The sequence below is a fragment of the Mycolicibacterium sp. Y3 genome (assembly GCF_051188035.1).
GTDB lineage: Bacteria > Actinomycetota > Actinomycetes > Mycobacteriales > Mycobacteriaceae > Mycobacterium > Mycobacterium fluoranthenivorans.
In genome coordinates, this window is the sequence record NZ_JAVQLT010000001.1 from 726,228 (window position 1) to 746,849 (window position 20,622).

Below are 20,622 nucleotides of genomic sequence, written 5' to 3' on the forward strand. Positions count from 1 at the left end.
CATTAGTTAGGGGGTATGACAACCGGCCGGCACCGAGGTGGCCGGCCTCGACGCTTAGGGAGGCTAGAAATTAGCCCCACTCACCGTCGAGGCAACCCCCTCAGCCCGTCGCGACCCGGGGTGCCTTGTCCACGACCGCGGTATCGAGAACCAGCTCCGCCACCCGGTTCCGATGCGCTTCGGCACTGCCGAGCAACGCGGCGTCGGTGACGGCCCGCTTGAAGTACAGGTGCGCCTGGTGTTCCCAGGTGAACCCGATACCGCCGTGCACCTGGATGGTGTCGGTGGCGATGCGGGCGAGCGTCGCCGACGCCAGGGCCTGGGCGATGCTGACTGCCAGCGCGGGGTCATCGGATCCGTCGGTCAACGCCCACACCGCGTGATAGGTGGCCGAGCGGGCATGTTCGAGGTCGACGAGACCTTCCGCGAGGCGGTGCTTCACCGCCTGGAACGAGCCGATCGGCCGGCCGAACTGCAGCCGGGATTTGGCGTACTCGACCGAGAGGTCGAGCAGATGCTGCGCGGCGCCGACCTGCTCGGCGGCCAGCAGCGCCGACCCGGCCTGCAGGGCGTGCGTGATGACGCGCGGTGCGGTGTCCGGTCCCGCGATCAGCCGGGCCGGCGCATCGGTGAGGGTGACGGTCGCCTGCGGCCGGGTGAGATCGAGCGTGATCAGCGGTTCGCGATGGACGCCATCGGCGGCCACGGCATACAACGCCACACCCTCCGAACCCGTTGCCGCGACCAGCAGTTCGTCGGCGTCGCCATCGACCACCCGGTCGATGCGGCCGGTCAGGGTGTCGGTCCCGGTGACCGTGACAGCGTCGGGATCGAAGGCGCCGGCGCGGTCGCCGACGGCGAAGGCCGCCGTGCGGGTACCTTCCACCAGCGCACCGAGCAATTCGTCGCGGGCCGCGCCGGGTTCGGCGGCCACCAGTGCGGGGATGGCCAGGTACACGGTGCCGAAGAACGGACCGGTCGCGAGTGTGGCGCCCAGTTCCTCCACCGCGATCGCCTGATCGACAAGGGTGCCGCCGGCTCCACCGTCGGATTCGGGCACCGAAAGGCCGAGCACCCCCAACTCGGACCCGAGGCGCTGCCAGGCCTTCCGGTCGAACCGCGGTTCGGATTCCATCTGGGTACGGGCGGCCTGCTCGCCGAAGTTGTCGGCACTGAATTTTCGTACGGCAGCACGCAATTGGATCTGTTCGGAACTGAACTCGAACTCAGCCACGGGGGATCTCCTTCCAGGGCATGCCGGCATCGGCCCGCAGATCACCGGGCAGGCCGAGGATCTGCTCGGCCAGGATGTTGCGCATCACCTCGGACGTCCCGCCCTCGATGGTGTTGGCTTTACTGCGCAGGAACCGCTGCTGGACGGGCCCGCGCCAATCCTCGGGATCGTCGCTGTCGTGCAGTCCGTAGCCGTGGTACAGGATCCCTTCGGCGCCAAGCAGATCCATGCACCATTGATAGATGTGCTGATTCAGTTCGGCACCCACCAGTTTGCCGATGGACCCCTCCGGACCGGGGCCGCCGACGGTCGCGGTGGCCCGCGAGCGCTGCGCGGTCAGCCGCTGCGCTTCGGAGCGCAACCACAGCTGGGTCAGCCGGTCCCGCAGTACCGGCGTGCGCAGATCGGGTCGCGTCGCCCACAACGCAACGGCGTCGGCGATGGTGCCCGCGCCGCGCCGGCTCCCGCTGCCACCGAGGGCGCTGCGCTCGTTCATCAGCGTCGTCATCGCCACGTTCCAGCCGTTACCCACGTCGCCGAGCCGGTGGGCATCGGGGATCCGGGCGTCGGTGAGGTAGACCTCGTTGAACTCGGCCTGGCCCGTCAGCTGGCGCAGCGGCCGTGTCTCGACGCCCGGCCCGTGCATGTCCAGCACGAAGTAGGTGAGCCCTTTGTGTTTGGCCACATCGGGATTCGACCGGGCCAGCAGCAGACCCCACCTGGCCCGGTGCGCCAGCGACGTCCACACCTTCTGACCGTTGACCACCCATTCGTCACCGTCGAGGACGGCGGAGGTGGCCAGGCCGGCCAGATCGGATCCGGCGCCGGGCTCGGAGAACAGCTGACACCAGATGTCCTCGGTCGCCGCCAATGGCCGCAACCACGACCGCTTCAGCTCCTCGGACTGCGCATGCTCGCGGATGGTGGGCGCGGCCATGCCGTAGCCCATGGGATTCAGGCTCAGCGGTATCGGTCCGCCCGCGCCCTGCAGGATGCCGTCGGCGACGGCCTGCAACCCGCGCGACACCCCGAGGCCGCCGAGGCCCTCCGGGAAGTGCACCCAGGACAGGCCGGCGTCGTAGCAGGCGGTGAGGTACTCCGGAATCGGGACCTGAGTCGGATCGTGTTCGGCGATGACCCGGCGGGCCAGTTCGGCGACCCGGTCCGCATCGGCTTTCGCGCTCATCACCTCACCATAGGCAGGCGTGACGGCCGTCACTTATGCGGGTCGCGCACGCTGGGGCAGGATGAGGCCATGCAGGTCACCTCAAGCGCAACCGTCGCCACGCCCATCGACACGGTGTGGGCCACCCTGACCGATCACGTGGGAATGGAGTCCTGGGCGCCGGGCATCAAGGTCAGCCTGGGCCGGCCGGGCACCCCGGAGGCCAACGGTGTGGGCGCCGTCCGTCAGATCAAGACCCCCGGGCCGGGGCCGGATATCGTCGAGGAAGTCACCACTTTCGACGCACCGCACGTGTTCGGCTACAAGGCGCTGTCGGGCACGCCGTTCCCCGGCTACACCGGCGAGGTGCGGCTTACACCGTCGGGTACGGGCACGCGGATCGACTACACCATCGGCTCCACGGCGTCATTCCCGCTCGTGAAGATCCCGCTGGCGGGGATCGGGCAGGTGCTGCTGCGGCTGCTGGTGCGGGCCGCCGCTAAGGCCTGACCGGGAACTCGCGGTTGATGCTGTCCAGCAGTGCTGGATAGCGTTTGGCTTCGGGGTGACCGCTGGGTTTTCCACTGCTCACGACGGCCACCGACAGGGCGCGGTCCGGGTCGGCCCATACCGCGATATCGGTCAGCCCGGTGTGCCCGAACGCCCCCGCCGCGTCCCGCCCGAAGGGGCCGAATCGCTTGGACCCGAGCATGTAGCCGGTACCCCAACGCATCGGCGCCCCGCCGACCGCGAGATCGGGGCGCAGGCGGCGCGCTTGTCGGGTCGCGCCCTGGAGTGTCTCCGGGGCCAGCACGCGCACCCCGTCGAGTTCGCCACCGCGGCGCAGGATCTCGGCGAACCGGGACAGTTCGTCGGCGGTGGAGACGGTGTTCGACGACGGGACGACGCCGGTGAGGAACTCGGGAGTGTTCGAGAGCGGGATGATCTGCTGCGGCGTTCCGCCGATCGCGAGCTTGAATGCCTTGGCGATCGGTGCGGGAAGCGGCTTGCCGGTCACATGGCTCGGCGCCACCAGCGCAACATCGTGGGCGGCCACACCGTAATTGGTCCACCTGAAACGCAGCGGCGCCAGGATCTCGTCGTGCAGGATGTCGCGGATGCTGCGTCCGGTGGCCGCCGAGATGATCTCGCGCATCAGCGGACCCCACGTCAAGCCGTGGTAGATGTGCACCAGGCCGGGCCGGTAGACGGGCTTCATCTGGCTCAGCATCTCGCGGGCATACGCACTGTCGTCCATCCGCCGCAGATCCGGTTTCGGCCCGGTGGCGAACGGGATTCCGGCGCTGTGGGTGAGGACGTGCCGGATGGTGGTGCGGTCCTTGCCATGGCTGGTGTAGCCGGGCAGGTAGTCGCACACCCGGTCCTCCAGCGCGAAGCTGCCCCGTTCGACGAGCATGTGTGCGACGGTGACGGTGATCGCCTTGGCGGCCGAATAGACGCAGAACGGGGTATCGGTGCGGACCGGAATTCGTTCGGCGTCAACGGGATCGGCCGGGCCGTTACCCCAGGCGTGGCCGATGGCGCGGTTGAGCACCACCTTGCCCCGGTGCCGCACGCACACCTGGATGGCCGGCTGCATCCCGGCCTGATACCAGTACCTGGCGTTGTCCCAGATGCGTTCCACCGCTTGGGAATCGATATCGCTGTGGTCCTCGGGCGCGCGATCGGTGATCTCTTCCAGGTCACTGGACACCCGGATCCGGCCTTCGGGTTTCATCGTCGTGCTCATGACTGCCTCCGCAGAGTTGCCGACAGATGGTGCTGCAGTGGTTGGCCCACCGCACCCATCTGCACCGTGTAGGTCAATTCGTCACCGTGGCACCGGAACGAACGGGCCAGCGCGGTCACCTCTTTGGCCGATGCGGAGCGGCCGATGGTCGTCGCGGTGACGTCGATTCGCAGCGGGTGCGTGGCGAGCGTGCCTTCCAGGACCTCCACGATGCCGGTCGGATGCGCCAGCAGAAACTCCACCCGGCCCGGCTCGGGTACGCGGACATAGCCGGATTCGACGTGCAGGGGCCGGCCGTCATCGGCGGCCTTGGTGCGCTGCGAGTAGGACAGGAACGGTTTGCCGATATGGCCGAACGTCACGGTCTCCAGATACGTGAACGGCGCGATGGTGGGGTATTCACCCGCCCCGGGGCCGACCCAGGTGCCGAGCAGCGGAGCCAGAACAGCGATATCGGGGTGAAGGTCGGGCACGCTTGCCAGCCTACGGCGTGGTGTTCTAATGCCTGGGTGAACACCGACAACGCAGCCCTGGTGGGCGACGTGGCACGCCCTCACCCCGCTCGCCTGTCCAAGGCGCTCTACCCCGTGACCGGTCTGGCGATCGCGAGATACGGAGACATGGACGCGAACGGACACCTGAACAACCTGGCGCTCGAGGCGCTGCACGAAAGCGCACGAGCCGAGTTCAACGCGCGCATCTTTCCTGGCATCTATCAGCCCGAGGCGCGCACTGTCCGGCTGGTGACGGCCACCAACGTGGTGCACTTCCTGTCGGAGGTGCACTGGCCGGTGACCATCGACACCGGCCTCGGCATCGGGCGTATCGGCAGGACGTCGTTCGTATCGTCCACCGCGTTGTTCGTCGGTGAGAACTGTGTCGGCCTGTGCGACACCGTGTTGGTGCTGCTAGGCGACGACGGCCCGACCCCGATCCCCGAACAGACTCGAGAGCAATTGGGGACGTACCTGTTTCGCTGACCCGACTACAGTGCGGCGTCGGCCACGTCCAGAGCGTTGTCCAGGATCGCCAGACCCTCGCGCACCTCGTCCTCGGAGACGTTGCACGGCGGCACGACGTGGATGCGGTTGAAGTTCGCGAACGGCAGCAGGCCACCGGCCTTGCAGGCCGCGATCACGGCATTCATCGCCGGGCTGGAACCCCCGTAGGGCGCCAGCGGCTCGCGGGTCTGCTGGTCGGCGACCAATTCGACGGCCCAGAACACCCCGGCGCCCCGCACCTCACCGACGCTGCGGTGCTTGGCGGCGAGCTCGGCCAGGCCGGGGCCGATGACCTCGGCGCCGATTCGGGCCGCGTTCTCGACCATGCCCTCGTCGGCCATCGCGTTGATGGTCGCCACGGCCGCCGCGGTGGCCAGCGGATGACCCGAGTAGGTCAACCCACCCGGGTAGGGCCGATGTGCGAACGTCTCGTAGATGGCTGGGCTGATCGCCACACCACCGAGCGGGACGTAACCGGAGTTGACCCCCTTGGCGAAGGTCAGCAAGTCCGGCACCACGTCGAAGTGGTTGATGGAGAACCACTTTCCGCTGCGCCCGAAGCCGGCCATCACCTCGTCGGCGATGAACACGATGCCGTGGCGGTCGCAGAGCTTGCGCACCCCGGCGATGTATCCCGGCGGGGGCACCATGATGCCCGCGGTACCCGGGATCGACTCCAGGATGATCGCGGCGATGGTGGACGGGCCCTCCAGTGCGATCAGCTGTTCCAGATAGGCCAGCGCCCGCTGTGACTCCTCGGCCTCGGTGGTGGCATGGAACTGCGAGCGGTACAGGAACGGGCCGAAGAAGTGCACCACCCCGGCGTTGCCGTGGTCATTGGGCCAGCGGCGCGGATCGCCGGTGAGGTTGATCGCCGTCTCCGTGCCGCCGTGATAGGCGCGGTACCGGGAGAGCACCTTGTAGCGGCCGGTGTGCAACCGGGCCATCCGCACCGCATGCTCGACGGCGTCGGCTCCACCGTTGGTGAAGAAGATCTTGTCGAGCTCACCGGGGGTGCGCTCGGCGATCAGCCGGGCCGCCTCCGAGCGGGCCGCGTTGGCGTGCTGCGGTGCGACCGTACAGAGCTTGGCGGCCTGTTCGGCAATGGCGGCAACCACTTTCGGATGCTGATGGCCGATGTTGGTGTTCACCAGCTGGCTGGAGAAGTCCAGCAGCCGGTTGCCCTCGCCGTCCCAGACGTAGGACCCCTGCGACGCGGTGATCGTCATCGGGGCGATCTCGGCCTGGGCCGACCAGGAGTGGAACACATGCTTGCGGTCCAGCTCGTAAGCACGGGCGGCTTCGGCGCGGGCGTCCTCGACGGTGAGCCCATTGGGCAGCGCGGCGGTCTCTTCGGTGACAGTCATGGTTTCGATTTTCTCACTTGCCCGGTCGATTAGTTGGTGGGGAAGCCGAGGTTGATGCCCCCGTGCGACGGATCGAGCCAGCGGCTGGTGATGGCCTTGGCGCGGGTGAAGAAGTTGACGCCCTCGGTGCCGTGGGCGTGGCTGTCGCCGAACAGCGAGGCCTTCCAGCCGCCGAAGCTGTAGTAGGCCATGGGCACCGGGATGGGGACGTTGATGCCGACCATGCCCACCTCGACCTCGTTCTGGAAGCGCCGGGCGGCGCCGCCGTCGTTGGTGAAGATGGCGGTGCCGTTGCCGTAGGGGTTGCTGTTGATGAGTTCGAGGGCCTGGTCGTAGCTCTCGACGCGCAGCACCGACAGCACGGGGCCGAAGATCTCGTCGGTGTAGACGCTCATGTCGGGGGTGACGTTGTCGAGCAGGGTGGGACCCAGCCAGAAACCGTCCGCGGCGCCGTCAGCGGTGACGGTGCGGCCGTCGACGACGACCTTGGCGCCGTCGGCTTCACCAGCGTCGATGTAGGCGGCCACCTTGTCGCGGTGGGCCTTGGTGACCAGCGGACCCATATCGGAATCCTTGGTGCCGTCGCCGATCTTGAGGCCGACGGTGCGTTCGGCGATCTTGGCGACCAGGTCGTCGGCGATCGGTCCGACGGCGACGGCAGCCGAGATGGCCATGCAGCGCTCACCTGCGGAGCCGAAGCCGGCGTTGACCATGGCGTCGGCGGCCAGGTCGAGGTCGGCATCGGGCAGGATGACGGCGTGGTTCTTGGCTCCGCCGAGGGCCTGGACGCGTTTGCCGGCGGCGGTGCCGGTGGCGTAGACGTACTGGGCGATCGGGGTGGAGCCCACGAAGGACACCGATTTGATCTTGGGGTTGGTGAGCAGTTCGTCGACGGCGGTCTTGTCGCCTTGCAGAACGTTGAACACGCCGTCCGGCAGCCCGGCCTCGGCCCACAGCTGGGCCAGCCACAGGGACGCCGAGGGGTCTTTCTCCGACGGCTTCAACACGACGGTGTTACCGGTGGCGATGGCCAGGGGGAAGAACCACATCGGGACCATGGCCGGGAAGTTGAACGGGGAGATGATGGCCACGGGTCCCAGTGCCTGGCGGATCGAGTAGACGTCGACCTTGGTCGAGGCGTTCTCGGTGAAGCCACCCTTGAGCAGATGCGGTATACCGCAGGCGAATTCGACGACTTCCTGGCCGCGGGACACTTCACCGAGGGCGTCGGAGACGACCTTGCCGTGCTCGCTGGTGATGATCTCGGCGAGTTCGCCCTTGCGGGCGTTGAGCAGTTCGCGGAAGTTGAAGAGCACCTGGGTGCGCTTGGCCAGCGAGGCGTCCCGCCAGGCCGGGAACGCCGCGGCGGCGGCGTCGATGACGGCCTGGGCGTCGGACACCGAGGCGAGCGCGACGTGGCCGGTGACCTGGCCGGTCGCCGGGTTCGTCACCGGCGCGGTCGCACCCGAGGTGCCTTCGAAGAACGTGCCGTTGAGCCAGTGCTGAACCGTGGCTTGCATCGCGATGTGCTCACTTTCTGTTGAGGTTGCATCCAGTCTGCGACGGGGTGGTCCTCCTCGAGCGTGACGAAGTGTCTACGGATTGTGCTTCGTCGATACACTTTGTAAATGATCATCACGGTGGCCGATGTCCTGGGACTGCCGGTGCTGCAAGACGGCGAGCCCGAGGTCCTGAGCTCCCGACGGTTCGACGAGCCCGTCCGCTGGGTGCACGTCAGCGATATGGCCGACCTGTCCACGCTGGTGCAGGGCGGTGAGCTGGTGCTGACCACCGGTGCCGCGTTGCGCGCGGACCCGCGCCGCTACCTGGCGGGTATGGCCGAGGCCGGGGTGCTCGCGGTGGTCGTCGAACTCGGCGGGGCGAGCCTGCCGCCTGGGGCGGGCACGATCGCCGAAGAGTGCGATGTGGCGCTGGTGGCGCTGCACCGCCAGGTGCGCTTCGTGGAGGTGACCGAGGCGGTGCACCGGATGATCGTCACCGATCAGTTCGACCGGGTGGACTTCGACCGGCGCGTGCACGAGACCTTCACCGACCTCAGCATGAAGCGCGCCTCGGTCGGCGGCATCGTCGACGCCGCGGCGGCGATCCTCGACGAACCGGTGGTGCTCGAGGATCTGGCGCACCGGGTGCTGGCGGTGTCCGCACGCGGGCACGCCGCCGACCTGCTGCACGACTGGGAGCGCCGATCCCGGCGCAATGCCGGAACCGAGCGCTGGGCGTTGACCTCGGTGGGGCCGCGCGCCGAAGAGTGGGGTCGGCTCATCGTGCCCCGGCGGCCCGCCGATGCGGCCCGCACCCAGATGGTGCTGGAACGTGCCGGGGTGGCGCTGGCCCTGCACCGGATGATCGAGCGGGACCGATCCGGGCTACAGCATCAGGCCCAGACGGGCCTGATCGACGATGTGCTGCGCAGCCGGGTCACCGACGAGCGCGAAGCCGCGGCTCGTGCGCACGCGCTGGGGTTGCGTTCGGCGGCCCGCTACGTCCCGGCGACCGTCCGGGTGCGGCGGCCCGACAACATCAGAGCCCAGGCCGATCCCGTTGCCGGGCAACGGCGCAACGTCTCCCTGCTGGACACCGTCATGCACACCGTCAACGCCTCCGGACACACCGGCCTGTTCTCGGTCCGGCGCGACGGTGAGATCGGACTCGTGCTGTCGCTCGGCGTCACTCGTTCCGCGGACGCGGCGCTGGGCGCGCTGGGCAATGATCTGCGCCGCGAAATACGGCGTGTCGAAGGGGTTTCCGACTCGGCGCTGGCGGTCGGCGAACCGGTGGAGCGGGTCATCGACGCGATCCAGGGCTTGGCCGAAGCCGCCCACATCGCCGAGGTCGCCCTGGGCATGGGGGATGGGGAGGAGAAGCCGCGGCCGTTCTACCGGGCTGCCGATGTCCGGCTGCGCGGATTGATCTCCCTGCTGCGCAGCGATCATCGGGTGCAGGCCTTCGCCGAGACCGAACTCAGGGCACTGCTGTCCGATGACCCGTCGAACATCGCGGTCCTGCGCGAATACCTGCGGCTGGCCGGCAACAAGGTGGCGGTGGCCCAGCGGCTGCACATGAGCCGGCCCGCGCTCTACAAGCGCCTCGCCTCGATCAGCGAGACGCTGGGCGTGGAGCTCGACGACGGGGACTCGCGCACCTCCCTTCATGTCGCACTGATGGTGCTCGACGCGCAGAAGCTCAGTCGCCCGGTGGGTTCGGCGAGCGAACCGATGCGCGCGGAGATCATCGATCCCTACGTGTGAACGGGTACGTCCGGCGAGACGACGGTATGACGACGGTATGGTGGCCGCTGTTGCTCGTGTCTGGTACGGGAGAGGACCACTGCGGTGCCCAACGATGATCTCGCCGATTTCGAGCACACCGAGTTCACCCACGACGGCACCACGCGGTCGATCTTCCGCAAGGGCAGCGGGCCCGCCGTCATCGTGATCGCCGAGATCCCCGGGATCACGCCGAAGGTGCTCGATTTCGCCAGGAAGGTCGCCGATATCGGGTGTACGGCGGTGCTTCCACACCTGTTCGGCGAACCCGGCTTCGATCCCAACCGGAGCACCTTCACCGCGCTCAGCAGTTTCGCCAGGACGATGGTGCCCGCGTGTATCAGTAAGGAATTCGTGACCCTGGCGACCGGCCGGACCTCGCCGGTCATCAGCTGGCTGCGTGCACTGGCCCGCGCCGAGCACGAGCGCTGCGGCGGGCCCGGCGTCGGTGCCGTCGGAATGTGCTTCACCGGCGGCTATGCGCTGGCGATGGCGACCGATGACGTGCTGCTCGCCCCGGTGCTGTCGCAGCCGTCGATGCCGGTGGCACTGACGGCACGACAGAAGCACTCCATCGACATCTCACCCCAGGATCTGGCCGTGGTGAAGCAGCGGTGTGCGGCCGGGTTGACGGTGCTGGGCCTGCGGTTCACCTCGGATCGGCTGGTGCCGGCTGAGCGGTTCGACTTCCTGCGTGAACAGCTCGGGGAGGCCTTCGTCGCCGTGGAACTCGATGACGCGGACGCCAACCCCGACGCGCTGATGACTCCGCACTCGGTACTCACCGAGCATCTCATCGACGAACCGGGCCAGCGCACCAGAGCGGCGCTGGACCAGGTGCTCGACCTTTTCCGCACCCGTCTACTGACGGTGTGAAGTCTCGCCGTCCCTGACGGAATGAGCGAGGCGCCTCCTGCTGTTGGCACAGGTATGAATCAGTGCGCCGGTGTGACGAGTGGCTGGGAATCCGGCTGGGGCGTGTGTTCACTCACAAATCCCTTGTCAGGCGCCTTGCTTAGGGGGACTATCTAGCCATGCTAACTATAAAGCGTTACGCCGAGGCGGCCCTGCTGTCCGTGGTCGCGCTGGTGGCGATTGCGACACCCACCGTCATGCTGCTGCAAGACGGACCGCACATGCCGGTGCAGATCGTCGTCAATCAACCGCTGTCCACCGACGCTCGCTGAGTCGAGGGAGCGTGCGACATGAGTGCGATGAGACGTCTGGCGACAGTGGCATGCGCCGCCGTGGCATTCGCCGCGCCGGCGGCGGTCTTGAGCGCGGCTGCACCCGAGGTGGGGTCACCGACCTCAGTGGTGGCAGAACCTAACGGTTACGGCGGTCCGGACGGCCACGGCGGTGGCGGAGGCTGCAGCAGCGGGCCCGGCTGGCACGGCTGTGGTGGTTGGAACCCGCAGCAAGGTGGCTTCGGCAGCGGGTGCATCAACGGCCTCTGCGGTGGCTGGGACGGCACCCGCGGCTGGGGTGGCTGATCGGCTTCTAGGCCGAGCGGCCGATGTCCCGGTGGTCCTCATCCGGATCGTCGCGCACCGTGGCCAGCTTCGGCGATTCGAGCAGGCAGCTCTGATTTCCCCCGGCCTTGCGTGCTTCATACATGGCGTTGGTCGCGATGGTGACCAGCTCGTCGAGCACGTCGTGCGACGTTTGCCGGGCCAGCGGCTGGAGCGGTGTGCTGACCACCCCGAGGCTCGCGGTCAGCTGGAAGGGCGCCGATTTGATGGTGCTCAGGATGCGGTCGGCCAGTGGGGTGGGGTCGGCGTGGGTGAAGACATCGGCGACCAGATACTCACAATCACCGAGGTGACCGATGACGGCGTCACCCCGGACGGTTTCACGCAGGCGCTGTCCGATCGCCACGCGAGCGCGGTTCCCGCCGGCTTTTCCGGACATCGCGGTCAGCAGCGAGAAGCTGTCCAGGTTGGCCACGATGAGCACCAAGTAGCGGTCGTCGCGCCGGCTGCGCGAACCGATGAGGGTGGCCACCTGGTCGTAGAACGTCTGCCGATTCAGCAGACCGGTCAGCGGCTCGATGCCCCCGGTGTTCGTCTCGGAACCGGCGATCTTGAGCGCCAGTTCGCAGGCAGAGGCGACGGACACGTTGATGGTCAGCACCAAGGCGACCGACGAGACCGCCATGACGGGATCCTCGACGAACAACCGCCAGGCGAGGGTGGCGAGCGTCGCCGCCTGGAGAGTCCAGATGATCAGCAGGAGCCGGCGAGAATGGAAGAACACCGTGTACGCGGTCGTCACCACGAACGCGGTCGAACCCACAAGGGCGAGCACCGCATTCGGCAGCATCAGGCACCCGGCGGCGATCAGTAGTGTCCCGAGCGTCACGCAGAACACCGACTGACGCCAGGTCGGCCATTCCGCGCGCAGCCAGATGGCGGCCATCGCGCCGATGGACAGGATGACGACGGTCACCGCCAGCGGCCCGTACGCCACGGAGTGCCGCGGCGTGGAGATGATGGCGGGTACGGCGATCGCGCCGAGCGCAAGGATGCTCCACGCCACCACGCGACACGTCAGTGTCTGCAGATCGCGGGCGGCCAGGAATGAGGTCAGCCACCGGTAGTGATCACCGCGATGCCGCCACCGCCCAGGAGTGCGCATCAGGCACCTGACCGCGTCGGGCACGAACACCGTGACATTCAGCGAACGGTACCAGCACAGGTGGCCGTCGGCACCGTGCTTGCGAGTGCAAAATCCGCGGTTAGCCTCGCACTATGACATCGCAGTGGACACCGGGACGGCTCGGCGATCTGAGCGGAAAGCGCATCATCGTGACGGGTGCGACCAATGGGGTGGGATTGGCGACTGCGACCGCGTTGGCCCGTGCCGGCGCGCGGGTGATCCTGGCCGTCCGCAACACCGCGCTGGGTGCACAGCGGGCAGCGGAGATGGGTGGGGACACCGTCGTCGCCGAACTCGACCTGGCCGATCTGGCGTCGGTGCGTGCCTTCCCCGGCCGGCTCGACACCCTCGGTGTCGACGAGATCGACATCCTGATCAACAACGCGGGCACGCTCACCCGGCAGCGCTGCGACACCGTCGACGGATTCGAAGCGACGATCGCGACCAATCTGCTCGGACCGTTCGCGCTCACCAACCTGCTGCTGGACCGTGTGCGTGACCAGATCATCAATGTGGGGTCCGAAGCGCACAAGTCGGCGACCCTGCACCTCGACGATCTGCACCTGCGCACCCACAAGTGGACCGTGATGGGCGCGTATGCGGCGTCCAAGCTCACCGTCATGCTGTGGGGACTGGAACTGGATCGACGGCTGCGGGCCGCGGGGTCACCCGTCGTCACCCAGCTGACCCACCCCGGATGGGTGGACTCGAATCTGCCGCAGCTGTCCGGCGGCCCGCTGATGGGGATCGTGCAGCGCGGGGTCAAGGTGGTCGCCGGAGCGCTGGCCAACGACACGGACGCCGGCGCGGCCACCACCCTGTACTGCATCAGCGAGCCGATCCCGCCCGGCAGTTACGTCGGTGTGGACGGCCGGTTCGGTCTGCGTGGTGGACCCGTGCTGATCGGCCGGTCGGCGCTGGCCTGTGACTACGCCGTCGCGGGGCGGGTCGTGCAGTTCGCCGAACAAGAAACCGGGACAGAGCTTTTGGCCGCTCGCGCCGGCAAGCGCTGAATGTTTGCCGGCGCATAACGGGTCGGTCATATCCGGGTGCCATGGTGGGGCGGTGACCGCCGAACCGGCGCCGGCGTCGGCACCGGCCCGACTTGCCGAGCGGTTTCACCGATTCTGTGAACGCGTCGTCGCCCGCCTGCCGTACGGGTTCGACCGCGTCGTCGCGCCGACCTTCCTCGGCTTCGCACTGATCAACAGCTTCACCTTCGGGGTGGATCTGGCGATTCTGACCTTGCTGCACAGTGGTTTTGGTGTGCCGCTGCCAGTGGCACTGACCCTGGGCTATGTGGTGGCCTTCGCGCTGAGCTATGTGCTGAACCGGACGCTGAACTTCCGCTCGCACGCGGTGGTCGGACCGCAACTGGCCAGCTATGTGGTGGTCGTCGCCATCAACTACGCGGCCTTCATCGTCGCGTTTCCCACCGCGCTGGCCTCGTTCGGGCTGGAGTACCACCTGGCGCGCCTCATCGCCGGTGGCGGTGAGGCCGTCTTCATGTACAGCGCCATGCGGTGGGTGGTTTTCCGTAGCCGGGGATGATTCCGGTGATAGGTCGCCCCGTGTTCTTTACGCTCGTCGACATCTGGTTGACCGCAGCCCTTCGGTTCCTCCAGACCAACGGACTTGCCGACTGATGCGAGGAGATTGCTCATGACCACTCAGGACAACGCCGTCGGGCGCCGCCAGGTGCTGGCCGGTGCCGGAATAGGTCTGGGGGCCACCGCAATCGCGGCATGCTCAGGCGGCGGGGGCGAGCGAAGCGACGGGACATCTCCGAGCCAGAAGGCGGCCCCGCCCGCAACGGAATCGTCGGCGGGTACGTCGGCGCCGGGGCAGGCTGCGGGCACGCTGGCCAAGACGTCCCAGGTGCCGGTCGGGTCGGGTGTCATCGTCGACGACGTGGTGCTCACCCAACCCACCGCCGGGGTCTTCAAAGGGCTCTCGACGGTGTGCACCCATGCCAGGTGCGCGGTGTCGTCCGTCGCCGACGGGAAGATCACCTGCCCGTGCCACGGCAGCACCTTCGACCTGGACGGGGCGGTGCTCAAAGGCCCGGCGACCAAGCCGTTGGCGACGGTCGCCGTGACCGCGCAGGGGCAGGACATCGTCAAGGGCTAGTCACACACCTGGCCGGCACAGCCGCTGGCTACGATCACCGGCTGTGGGAGACGACGAGGACACCGCGACGGGGGAACCGGCGCAGGCGCCGTGGTACGAGGAATCGTGGGCGGTGTACGCGGCCGGGGCCGGCGCGGTCGTCGTGATCCTCGTCCTGGTGTTCGCGGTGCTGCAGACGGCGCACGATTCGGTGGAACCGCCCCGCGGGCCCACACCCACCACCGCCGACGCCCCGTCGACGTCGTACACCACCACGACGACCACGACGACCACCCGCAGCACCAGACCGTCGACCTCGGACATCAATCCGGGGGAGTCCAGCACCGGGACGACCACGACGACCACCGACGACGGCTGGGTTCCCGATTTCCCCGAGTTGACCGGCACCACGCCCACGACGACGACGGACCCCTACGCGACGAGCACGTCGGCCCCCAGGGCCGGGGCCATCTAGGCGAGACGCCTCAGGGCAGCGCGCTGCCCTTGCGCCACTGATCCCAGGGCACGCTCCAGTCGCCGTTCTGCGCGAGCAGCTGCTGTGGCGGACCGCCGGTGTGCCGGACCTCGACCACGTCGCCCGGCATCGAGAAGTTGAAGAACCATTCGGCGTTCTCGGAGTTGAGGTTCAGGCAGCCGTGTGAGGTGTTGGTGTTGCCCTGCGCCCAGACGGTGGCATTGAGCTGGTGCAGGTAGATACCGTCACCGCTGATGCGGGTGGCCCAGGGGATGGTTTCGCGGTAGCCCAGGCGGGAGTTGACCGGCAGGCCGTAGGACGAGGAGTCCATGATCACCGGATTGGCCTTGTCCAGCACGGTGTACACCCCTGGTGGCGTCCAGAAGCTCAGCGTCGTCCCGCCGATGGTCTCGGTGCCGCCCCGGCCCATGGAGGTCGGCATGGTGCGTACCAGTTTCCCGTTGTCGAACACGCTGACCTGCTTGGTGTTGTCATCGGCGATCGACACATGGGAGTCGCCGATCTTGAACGACACCTTCTCGTCGTCCTGCCCGTACACCCCGCCGCCCAGCGGGACACCGTAGATGTTCGCGGCCACCGTGACGGTGGTACCCGGCGCGTAGTAATGCTCGGGTCGCCAGTGCGCGGTCTGATCGTCCACCCAGTTCCACGAACCCTTCACCGGTGGCGATGTCGTCACCACCAGCTGCCGTTCCGCACGGGCCCGGTCGGTGATCGGTTCGTCGAACCGCGCCACGACGACGGTGCCGACACCGTACGTGCCGCCCTCTTTCAGGGACGCGTATCCGGTGGTGTTCAGGTAGACCGAGGTCTGGTAGCTCGGCGACACCGTCGTGAAGCTGGAGGTCTCCGCGGCCGGCATCCCGCCGGGCCCCTGCGACCGCACGGTCATGGTGTACGTCCGGCCGTAGCCGAGTTGGACGGCCGGCTTCCACACTGTGCGATCAGGGGTCAGCACACCCGGCACGGTCGTACCGTCCTCGTTGACCATCGTCACGTCGGTGAGGGTCCCGGTGAACGCGGTGACCCGGACCGGGCCGACCGGCAGGACACCCTGGGCCCCGGGCTGCGGCAGCACCCGGACCGTCGCGGGCACCGGCGCCGATGGGGCCGCCTCGGCGGCGGCCAGGTCGGGACCTGCGGCCAGGGTGCGGCAGCCGTCCTGGCAGGCCACGATGCGGGAGCTCTGCGTCACGCCCAAGCCGGTGGCAACGATGAGCAACGCTGCCAGACCGGCGACGCGCACGCGGTAACGATCAAGACGCAAGGGCACTCCGCGGCAGAGGGGGTGGGCTTGACCGGAGTGCGTCACTGCACTGGCCGGACAGAAGCTCTCATAGTAGAGGGCGCGCGCGTCTGATCGCAGGCATGGTCGAGATATGGCTTGGGGTCGGCTATTTCGGTCTTCGTCGATCGTGCCGAGGCCCGGGGATTAGACCTGGCCCGACCCGTCTGACACAATCGACGGCGAGGGGAGTACTCCTACCGCTGCGGTGTCGTCATCACGTGATCCAACGTCGGGTTACCGGTGCCGCGGGCTGCGCCTATCCGGCGCGGCGGAAGAGACCTCGGCCGTTGAACGACGACCGGAGGCTCGTATTCCATGAATGTTTCTGCACTCGAGTGGGGCATCACGCTCAGCGTGACGATCGCGATCCTGCTCTTCGATGTGATCGTGATCGGGCGGCGCCCGCACGAACCGTCCAAACGCGAGACCGCCACCTACCTGACCATCTACGTCAGCCTGGCGGTGGCGTTCGGGCTGTGGACCTGGTTCTTCCACGGTCAGCAGTACGGCGTGGAGTTCTTCGCGGGCTGGCTCACCGAGTACAGCCTGTCGGTGGACAACCTGTTCATCTTCTTGATCATCATGGCCAGCTTCAAGGTGCCCAGGATCTACCAGCAGCAGGCGCTGCTGGTCGGCATCATCCTGGCGCTGATCTTCCGCGGCATCTTCATCGCGCTCGGCGCGGTGGCCATCGAGCAGTTCTCCTGGGTTTTCTACCTGTTCGGTGCGTTCCTGGTGTACACCGCGATCAAACTGGTCCGCGATACCGAACACGATGACGATGCCGACAACGGCGTGGTCCGGTTCGCGCAGCGGCACCTGAAGTTCACCGACAAGTGGGACGGCTTAAAGCTATGGGTCCAGGAAGGTGGTGTGAACGGCAAGCGCCTCATGACGCCGATGTTCCTGGTGATCGTCGCGCTGGGCACCACCGACCTGCTGTTCGCGCTGGATTCCATCCCGGCCATCTACGGCCTGACCCGCGAGCCGTACCTCGTCTTCACCGCCAACGTGTTCGCGTTGATGGGTCTGCGGCAGCTGTACTTCCTGCTCGGCGATCTGCTCAAGCGGCTGGTCTACCTGTCCCAGGGCCTGGCGTTCATCCTCGGCTTCATCGGGGTGAAGCTGCTGCTGCACGCGCTGCACGAGAACGAACTGCCGTTCATCAACGGCGGCGAGTCGGTGCACGTGCCGGAGATCCCGACACTGGCCAGCCTCGGCGTCATCGTCGTGACCCTGGTGATCACCACGGCGGCCAGCCTGTACAAGACGCGTGCCGACGCGAAGAAGGCCGTGTCCGCCGCCGCCGCCGCCGACGACGCCGTCGTCGATTAGCTCAGTCCTGCACGAACCGGACGTTCTCGGCCAGCGGATTGCGGGGGATGTGCAGCCCGTTGGCCGGGAAGTCCGGGTCCGGATATCCGATCGCCAGTCCGCACAACACGCGCATCTCCTCGGGGATCCCGAGTTGGGCGCGCACGGTCTCGGGATAACCGGCGATCGACACCTGCACACAGGACCCCAGCCCGCGCGCGGTCAGCGCCAGCAGGAAGGTCTGCAGGAACATGCCCACCCCGAGGCTGTCGACGAAGTCGAGATCGCGGTGCATGCAGACGATGCCGGCCAACGGTGCCCGGAAGAATTCCCAGTTGCGCAGAACCGCGATCCGGCGCCCTTCGGTGTCGTGCCGGGGGATGCCCATCGCCCCGTACACGAGCGCGCCGGTGTCACGGCGGTAGTGGTCGAAGTGCTCCGGCAGTTTCGGCACCTTCGGCGCCGAGGCTTCGGCCTCGGCCAGCAGCGCCTCGACCAGGCGGTCGCGGGCCGAGCCGGAGGCGAAGACCACCTGCCAAGGCTGGATGTTGGAGTTCGAGGGGGCCCGCACGGCGAGTTCGAGGGCCTCGTCGATCAGTTCCTGCGGCACCGGCTTGTCCCGCAGGAACAGCCGGCTGGAGTGGCGCGAAGTGATGGCATCTTCGAGGTCGTACATGTGCTCAATCCTGCACCACGAGAACGGTTTTGCCGGGTCGGTGGCGCCTTGCTCCCTAGACGGTGGTCGTGACCAAGCCGCCGTCGATACGCACGTCGGCGCCGGTGATGTTGGCGGACCGGTCGCTGGCCAGGAACAGTGCCAGGTCGGCGACCTCTTGTGCGGTGGTGGCACGCCCGGTGGCGGATCTCGCGACCACGGACTGCAGCACGTCCTGCGCGGATGCGCCGCTGCCGCCGCCGAACTGGTCGCCGACACCGCCCTCGGCCAGCCACAGCGGGGTCGCCACCGGGCCGGGGCTGATGACGTTCACGCGCACACCCCGGGGCCCGAACTCTCCGGACAACCCTTTCGCGAGATTGGCCAGCGCCGCCTTGGTGGCGCTGTAGTCGAGGATGGGGTAGTCGGGCATCACCGCATTCACCGAACCGATCATCACGACCGATCCGCCGTTCTTGAGCAGATGGGGCAGCGCCGCACGGGTGAGGCGGACGGCCGAGAGCAGGTTGACCTCGATCGAGGCCTGCCAGGCCTCGTCGGTGAGGGTGAGGAAGCCACCCATGTGCGGCACGACCGCTCCGGTGTTGTTCACCAGGATGTCGATACCACCGCGGGCGGCCGCGGCGGCGACGAGTGACGCGACACCGTCGGCCGTGGCCAGATCCGCGGCGACGAAGGTCGCGGATCCGGCGGCCTCGAGCGCCTCCAGTTCCGCTGAGTTGTGCCGCGCCCCGGCGATGACGGAGGCGCCGGCGGCGGCGAACGCCTGGCTGATCGCCAAGCCGATACCCTTGCTCGCCCCCGAGACGACGGCGATCTTGTCGATCAGATGCATGTCCATGCCTCATAGAATGCTCCGGTTGTACCCGGCCGGCGGACCGGCGGCCGAGAACGTGTTCACCCGGTGCCGAACAGAGCGCGTAATCGCCGCGCCAGCAAACTCGATGCGCTACGCTTTCGCGAGGTCCCGGCGGCCGGGCCGAAATGAGGTCTCTCATGGCGAATGCACAGGGCCGGCATCGTGCCCGTTCGGCGGGTGTGGTCAGCGGAGTTCTCGGTACCGCGGGCGTAGCACTCGCAGGAGCCGTCCTGGTCGGGATGACGCCGGCGGTCGCGGCGGCTCCGGCGGTACTGGCAAACTCGGCCGTGTATTTCCTGCAGGGCACCAAGATCGGCGACACCACCAGCCATCCGGCGCCCCTGCTCTTCACCGACCGGATGATGACGGGCGCCGGCGAGCAGGCGCCGGACGCGGCCGACTTCCACTTCGTGGACTATCCCGCCACGATCGGGCCGTTATCCCACGGCGGGTTCCGTGACCCGTCCTGGGGCGTATCGGTCGGCCGGGGCATCGCCGCCCTCGGCGAGCAACCGCACCGTGGGGACACCGTGTTCGGGTTCTCGCAGGGCGCGGTGGTGGCCACCGCGTACAAGCGCGACCATCTGGGCAACGGCGTCAACTACGTCTTGGTGGAAAACCCCAACCGGCCCAACGGCGGCATCCTCGAGCGTTTCCACGGGCTCTACGTGCCGCTGCTGAACATCACGTTCAACGGGGCCACCCCGGTGGTGCGTGAACCGGTGGAGGGCAGCGGCACCACGGTCGACATCGCCCGGCAGTACGACGGGTGGGCCGACTTCCCCGCCTACCCGCTGAACCCGTTGGCCACCGCGAACGCGGTGCTCGGGATCATCTATCTGCACGGCGACACCCAGGATCTCGGTGCGGATGCGGTGGCCGGCGTCGACAAGAACGACCCGCGGTACTACCAGCAGCACGGCGATACGACCTATTACGTGATCCCGACCAAGCAGCTGCCGTTGCTGATGCCGCTGAATGGTCTGCTGCCCAAGCCGGTGCTGGCCAAGTTGGACGCCCCGCTGCGGAACGTGGTCGAACTCGGTTACGACAGAAGCGATTACAGCAAGAGTGTGACCACGGCAGCGGTACCGCCGATCGGGGCGCCGGCCTCACCGAACACCTTGGCGCACAAGGCGACCGCGGGCGAGGCGACACCGAAGAAGACGGCGAAACCTGCCCGAACCTCGCTCCCGGACAAGCTCCGGCAGTCGACGGCGGCGATCTCCTCGACGCTGCGGGCACTCACCGGGCGCAAGTCCGATCCCGAGCCCGAGAAGCAGCAGCCGAAACCGTCCGCTTCGGAGACGGACAAACCGGACGCCGCCTGAAGCCTGTTTCGCGGCAAGGGGATTGAGCTCCGCGGTTAAGCGTGTCGCCTAATCGGTAAACGGCGCATCGCGGTCGGTGCCTGACTA

The 20,622-nt window shown here is 67.8% G+C and carries 23 protein-coding genes; 13 read left to right on the forward strand and 10 right to left on the reverse strand.

The window, feature by feature from the left end:
* Nucleotides 1-100: 100 nt before the first annotated feature.
* Together QN239_RS03535 and QN239_RS03540 are read right to left on the reverse strand one after the other, a co-directional pair.
* Complete coding sequence (locus tag QN239_RS03535) at nucleotides 101-1,234, reverse strand: acyl-CoA dehydrogenase family protein (protein WP_499008204.1); 1,134 nt, start codon at nucleotides 1,232-1,234, stop codon at nucleotides 101-103.
* A complete protein-coding gene (locus QN239_RS03540; RefSeq protein ID WP_499008205.1) occupies nucleotides 1,227-2,420 on the reverse strand; it encodes an acyl-CoA dehydrogenase family protein in 1,194 nt (397 codons plus the stop codon). The genes QN239_RS03535 and QN239_RS03540 overlap by 8 nt, the downstream gene beginning before the upstream one ends.
* A gap of 69 nt (nucleotides 2,421-2,489) precedes the next feature.
* Here QN239_RS03540 and QN239_RS03545 point away from each other — a divergent pair, with 69 nt between their 5' ends.
* The gene (locus tag QN239_RS03545) at nucleotides 2,490-2,909 is read left to right on the forward strand and encodes an SRPBCC family protein (protein WP_167155145.1); all 420 of its coding nucleotides are present in this window, start codon (nucleotides 2,490-2,492) and stop codon (nucleotides 2,907-2,909) included.
* On the opposite strand, the gene lipE is transcribed toward QN239_RS03545, so the two are convergent.
* Together lipE and QN239_RS03555 are read right to left on the reverse strand one after the other, a co-directional pair.
* The gene (gene lipE, locus QN239_RS03550; RefSeq protein ID WP_499016552.1) at nucleotides 2,899-4,137 is read right to left on the reverse strand and encodes a lipase LipE; all 1,239 of its coding nucleotides are present in this window, start codon (nucleotides 4,135-4,137) and stop codon (nucleotides 2,899-2,901) included. The two genes, QN239_RS03545 and lipE, sit on opposite strands and share 11 nt — an antisense overlap.
* Before the next feature lie 8 nt (nucleotides 4,138-4,145).
* On the reverse strand, nucleotides 4,146-4,622 hold the full coding sequence (locus tag QN239_RS03555; RefSeq protein WP_499008206.1) for a peroxynitrite isomerase: 477 nt from the start codon (nucleotides 4,620-4,622) through the stop codon (nucleotides 4,146-4,148).
* A 36-nt stretch (nucleotides 4,623-4,658) separates the two neighbouring features.
* Here QN239_RS03555 and QN239_RS03560 point away from each other — a divergent pair, with 36 nt between their 5' ends.
* Nucleotides 4,659-5,129, forward strand: coding sequence for an acyl-CoA thioesterase (locus QN239_RS03560; protein WP_499008207.1), 471 nt, complete (start codon nucleotides 4,659-4,661; stop codon nucleotides 5,127-5,129).
* 5 nt (nucleotides 5,130-5,134) lie between these two features.
* Here QN239_RS03560 and QN239_RS03565 read toward each other — a convergent pair whose 3' ends face one another.
* The gene (locus tag QN239_RS03565) at nucleotides 5,135-6,517 is read right to left on the reverse strand and encodes an aspartate aminotransferase family protein (protein WP_499008208.1); all 1,383 of its coding nucleotides are present in this window, start codon (nucleotides 6,515-6,517) and stop codon (nucleotides 5,135-5,137) included.
* Nucleotides 6,518-6,546: 29 nt separating this feature from the next.
* A complete protein-coding gene (locus QN239_RS03570; RefSeq protein WP_499008209.1) occupies nucleotides 6,547-8,037 on the reverse strand; it encodes a CoA-acylating methylmalonate-semialdehyde dehydrogenase in 1,491 nt (496 codons plus the stop codon).
* A 108-nt stretch (nucleotides 8,038-8,145) separates the two neighbouring features.
* Here QN239_RS03570 and QN239_RS03575 point away from each other — a divergent pair, with 108 nt between their 5' ends.
* The 4 genes from QN239_RS03575 (at nucleotide 8,146) to QN239_RS03590 (ending at nucleotide 11,297) form a co-directional block, all read left to right on the forward strand.
* Nucleotides 8,146-9,786, forward strand: a complete 1,641-nt coding sequence (locus tag QN239_RS03575; RefSeq protein WP_499008210.1) for a PucR family transcriptional regulator — start codon at nucleotides 8,146-8,148, stop codon at nucleotides 9,784-9,786.
* A gap of 84 nt (nucleotides 9,787-9,870) precedes the next feature.
* Nucleotides 9,871-10,680 carry a dienelactone hydrolase family protein gene (locus QN239_RS03580; protein WP_090359204.1) on the forward strand — a complete coding sequence of 270 codons (810 nt, stop codon included), beginning with the start codon at nucleotides 9,871-9,873 and terminating at the stop codon, nucleotides 10,678-10,680.
* A 158-nt stretch (nucleotides 10,681-10,838) separates the two neighbouring features.
* On the forward strand, nucleotides 10,839-10,991 hold the full coding sequence (locus tag QN239_RS03585) for a hypothetical protein (protein ID WP_170847304.1): 153 nt from the start codon (nucleotides 10,839-10,841) through the stop codon (nucleotides 10,989-10,991).
* A gap of 18 nt (nucleotides 10,992-11,009) precedes the next feature.
* Complete coding sequence (locus QN239_RS03590; protein ID WP_187097670.1) at nucleotides 11,010-11,297, forward strand: hypothetical protein; 288 nt, start codon at nucleotides 11,010-11,012, stop codon at nucleotides 11,295-11,297.
* A gap of 7 nt (nucleotides 11,298-11,304) precedes the next feature.
* Here QN239_RS03590 and QN239_RS03595 read toward each other — a convergent pair whose 3' ends face one another.
* Nucleotides 11,305-12,441: a GGDEF domain-containing protein gene (locus QN239_RS03595; protein WP_499008211.1), complete on the reverse strand. Its 1,137-nt coding sequence runs from the start codon at nucleotides 12,439-12,441 to the stop codon at nucleotides 11,305-11,307.
* 113 nt (nucleotides 12,442-12,554) lie between these two features.
* Between QN239_RS03595 and QN239_RS03600 the strand changes: the two genes are divergently transcribed.
* From QN239_RS03600 to QN239_RS03620, 5 genes are read left to right on the forward strand one after another with little or no spacing between them, the layout of a single operon-like run.
* Nucleotides 12,555-13,475 carry an SDR family NAD(P)-dependent oxidoreductase gene (locus QN239_RS03600; RefSeq protein WP_499008212.1) on the forward strand — a complete coding sequence of 307 codons (921 nt, stop codon included), beginning with the start codon at nucleotides 12,555-12,557 and terminating at the stop codon, nucleotides 13,473-13,475.
* 52 nt (nucleotides 13,476-13,527) lie between these two features.
* Complete coding sequence (locus tag QN239_RS03605) at nucleotides 13,528-14,013, forward strand: GtrA family protein (RefSeq protein ID WP_499008213.1); 486 nt, start codon at nucleotides 13,528-13,530, stop codon at nucleotides 14,011-14,013.
* Nucleotides 14,010-14,108, forward strand: a complete 99-nt coding sequence (locus QN239_RS03610) for a DUF6529 family protein (RefSeq protein WP_499008214.1) — start codon at nucleotides 14,010-14,012, stop codon at nucleotides 14,106-14,108. Before QN239_RS03605 ends, QN239_RS03610 begins: the two co-directional genes overlap by 4 nt.
* Nucleotides 14,109-14,124: 16 nt before the next feature.
* Entirely contained in the window at nucleotides 14,125-14,592 is a 468-nt protein-coding gene (locus QN239_RS03615; protein WP_499008215.1) for a Rieske (2Fe-2S) protein, read from the forward strand.
* Between the two features lie 43 nt (nucleotides 14,593-14,635).
* Complete coding sequence (locus QN239_RS03620; protein ID WP_499008216.1) at nucleotides 14,636-15,046, forward strand: hypothetical protein; 411 nt, start codon at nucleotides 14,636-14,638, stop codon at nucleotides 15,044-15,046.
* A gap of 10 nt (nucleotides 15,047-15,056) precedes the next feature.
* On the opposite strand, the gene QN239_RS03625 is transcribed toward QN239_RS03620, so the two are convergent.
* Nucleotides 15,057-16,313, reverse strand: coding sequence for a L,D-transpeptidase (locus QN239_RS03625; protein ID WP_499008217.1), 1,257 nt, complete (start codon nucleotides 16,311-16,313; stop codon nucleotides 15,057-15,059).
* Between the two features lie 357 nt (nucleotides 16,314-16,670).
* Here QN239_RS03625 and QN239_RS03630 point away from each other — a divergent pair, with 357 nt between their 5' ends.
* Nucleotides 16,671-17,690: a TerC family protein gene (locus tag QN239_RS03630; protein WP_499008218.1), complete on the forward strand. Its 1,020-nt coding sequence runs from the start codon at nucleotides 16,671-16,673 to the stop codon at nucleotides 17,688-17,690.
* A 1-nt stretch (nucleotide 17,691) separates the two neighbouring features.
* Here the strand turns inward: QN239_RS03630 and QN239_RS03635 are convergent, their stop codons facing one another.
* Together QN239_RS03635 and QN239_RS03640 are read right to left on the reverse strand one after the other, a co-directional pair.
* Nucleotides 17,692-18,345 carry a nitroreductase gene (locus QN239_RS03635; RefSeq protein ID WP_499008219.1) on the reverse strand — a complete coding sequence of 218 codons (654 nt, stop codon included), beginning with the start codon at nucleotides 18,343-18,345 and terminating at the stop codon, nucleotides 17,692-17,694.
* A gap of 55 nt (nucleotides 18,346-18,400) precedes the next feature.
* Entirely contained in the window at nucleotides 18,401-19,186 is a 786-nt protein-coding gene (locus QN239_RS03640; RefSeq protein ID WP_187097678.1) for an SDR family NAD(P)-dependent oxidoreductase, read from the reverse strand.
* A 155-nt stretch (nucleotides 19,187-19,341) separates the two neighbouring features.
* Between QN239_RS03640 and QN239_RS03645 the strand changes: the two genes are divergently transcribed.
* Entirely contained in the window at nucleotides 19,342-20,535 is a 1,194-nt protein-coding gene (locus tag QN239_RS03645; RefSeq protein ID WP_499008220.1) for a PE-PPE domain-containing protein, read from the forward strand.
* Nucleotides 20,536-20,622: the final 87 nt, after the last annotated feature.

Bases quoted from the DNA above. Each gene is read 5' to 3' on its own strand.
- QN239_RS03540 (WP_499008205.1), bottom strand. From the start codon at position 2,420: ATGAGCGCGAAAGCCGATGCGGACCGGGTCGCCGAACTGGCCCGCCGG.
- QN239_RS03545 (WP_167155145.1), top strand. From the start codon at position 2,490: ATGCAGGTCACCTCAAGCGCAACCGTCGCCACGCCCATCGACACGGTG.
- lipE (WP_499016552.1), bottom strand. From the start codon at position 4,137: ATGAAACCCGAAGGCCGGATCCGGGTGTCCAGTGACCTGGAAGAGATC.
- QN239_RS03565 (WP_499008208.1), bottom strand. From the start codon at position 6,517: ATGACTGTCACCGAAGAGACCGCCGCGCTGCCCAATGGGCTCACCGTC.
- QN239_RS03570 (WP_499008209.1), bottom strand. From the start codon at position 8,037: ATGCAAGCCACGGTTCAGCACTGGCTCAACGGCACGTTCTTCGAAGGC.
- QN239_RS03575 (WP_499008210.1), top strand. From the start codon at position 8,146: ATGATCATCACGGTGGCCGATGTCCTGGGACTGCCGGTGCTGCAAGAC.
- QN239_RS03585 (WP_170847304.1), top strand. From the start codon at position 10,839: ATGCTAACTATAAAGCGTTACGCCGAGGCGGCCCTGCTGTCCGTGGTC.
- QN239_RS03590 (WP_187097670.1), top strand. From the start codon at position 11,010: ATGAGTGCGATGAGACGTCTGGCGACAGTGGCATGCGCCGCCGTGGCA.
- QN239_RS03595 (WP_499008211.1), bottom strand. From the start codon at position 12,441: ATGCGCACTCCTGGGCGGTGGCGGCATCGCGGTGATCACTACCGGTGG.
- QN239_RS03600 (WP_499008212.1), top strand. From the start codon at position 12,555: ATGACATCGCAGTGGACACCGGGACGGCTCGGCGATCTGAGCGGAAAG.
- QN239_RS03610 (WP_499008214.1), top strand. From the start codon at position 14,010: ATGATTCCGGTGATAGGTCGCCCCGTGTTCTTTACGCTCGTCGACATC.
- QN239_RS03615 (WP_499008215.1), top strand. From the start codon at position 14,125: ATGACCACTCAGGACAACGCCGTCGGGCGCCGCCAGGTGCTGGCCGGT.
- QN239_RS03630 (WP_499008218.1), top strand. From the start codon at position 16,671: ATGAATGTTTCTGCACTCGAGTGGGGCATCACGCTCAGCGTGACGATC.
- QN239_RS03635 (WP_499008219.1), bottom strand. From the start codon at position 18,345: ATGTACGACCTCGAAGATGCCATCACTTCGCGCCACTCCAGCCGGCTG.
- QN239_RS03640 (WP_187097678.1), bottom strand. From the start codon at position 19,186: ATGGACATGCATCTGATCGACAAGATCGCCGTCGTCTCGGGGGCGAGC.
- QN239_RS03645 (WP_499008220.1), top strand. From the start codon at position 19,342: ATGGCGAATGCACAGGGCCGGCATCGTGCCCGTTCGGCGGGTGTGGTC.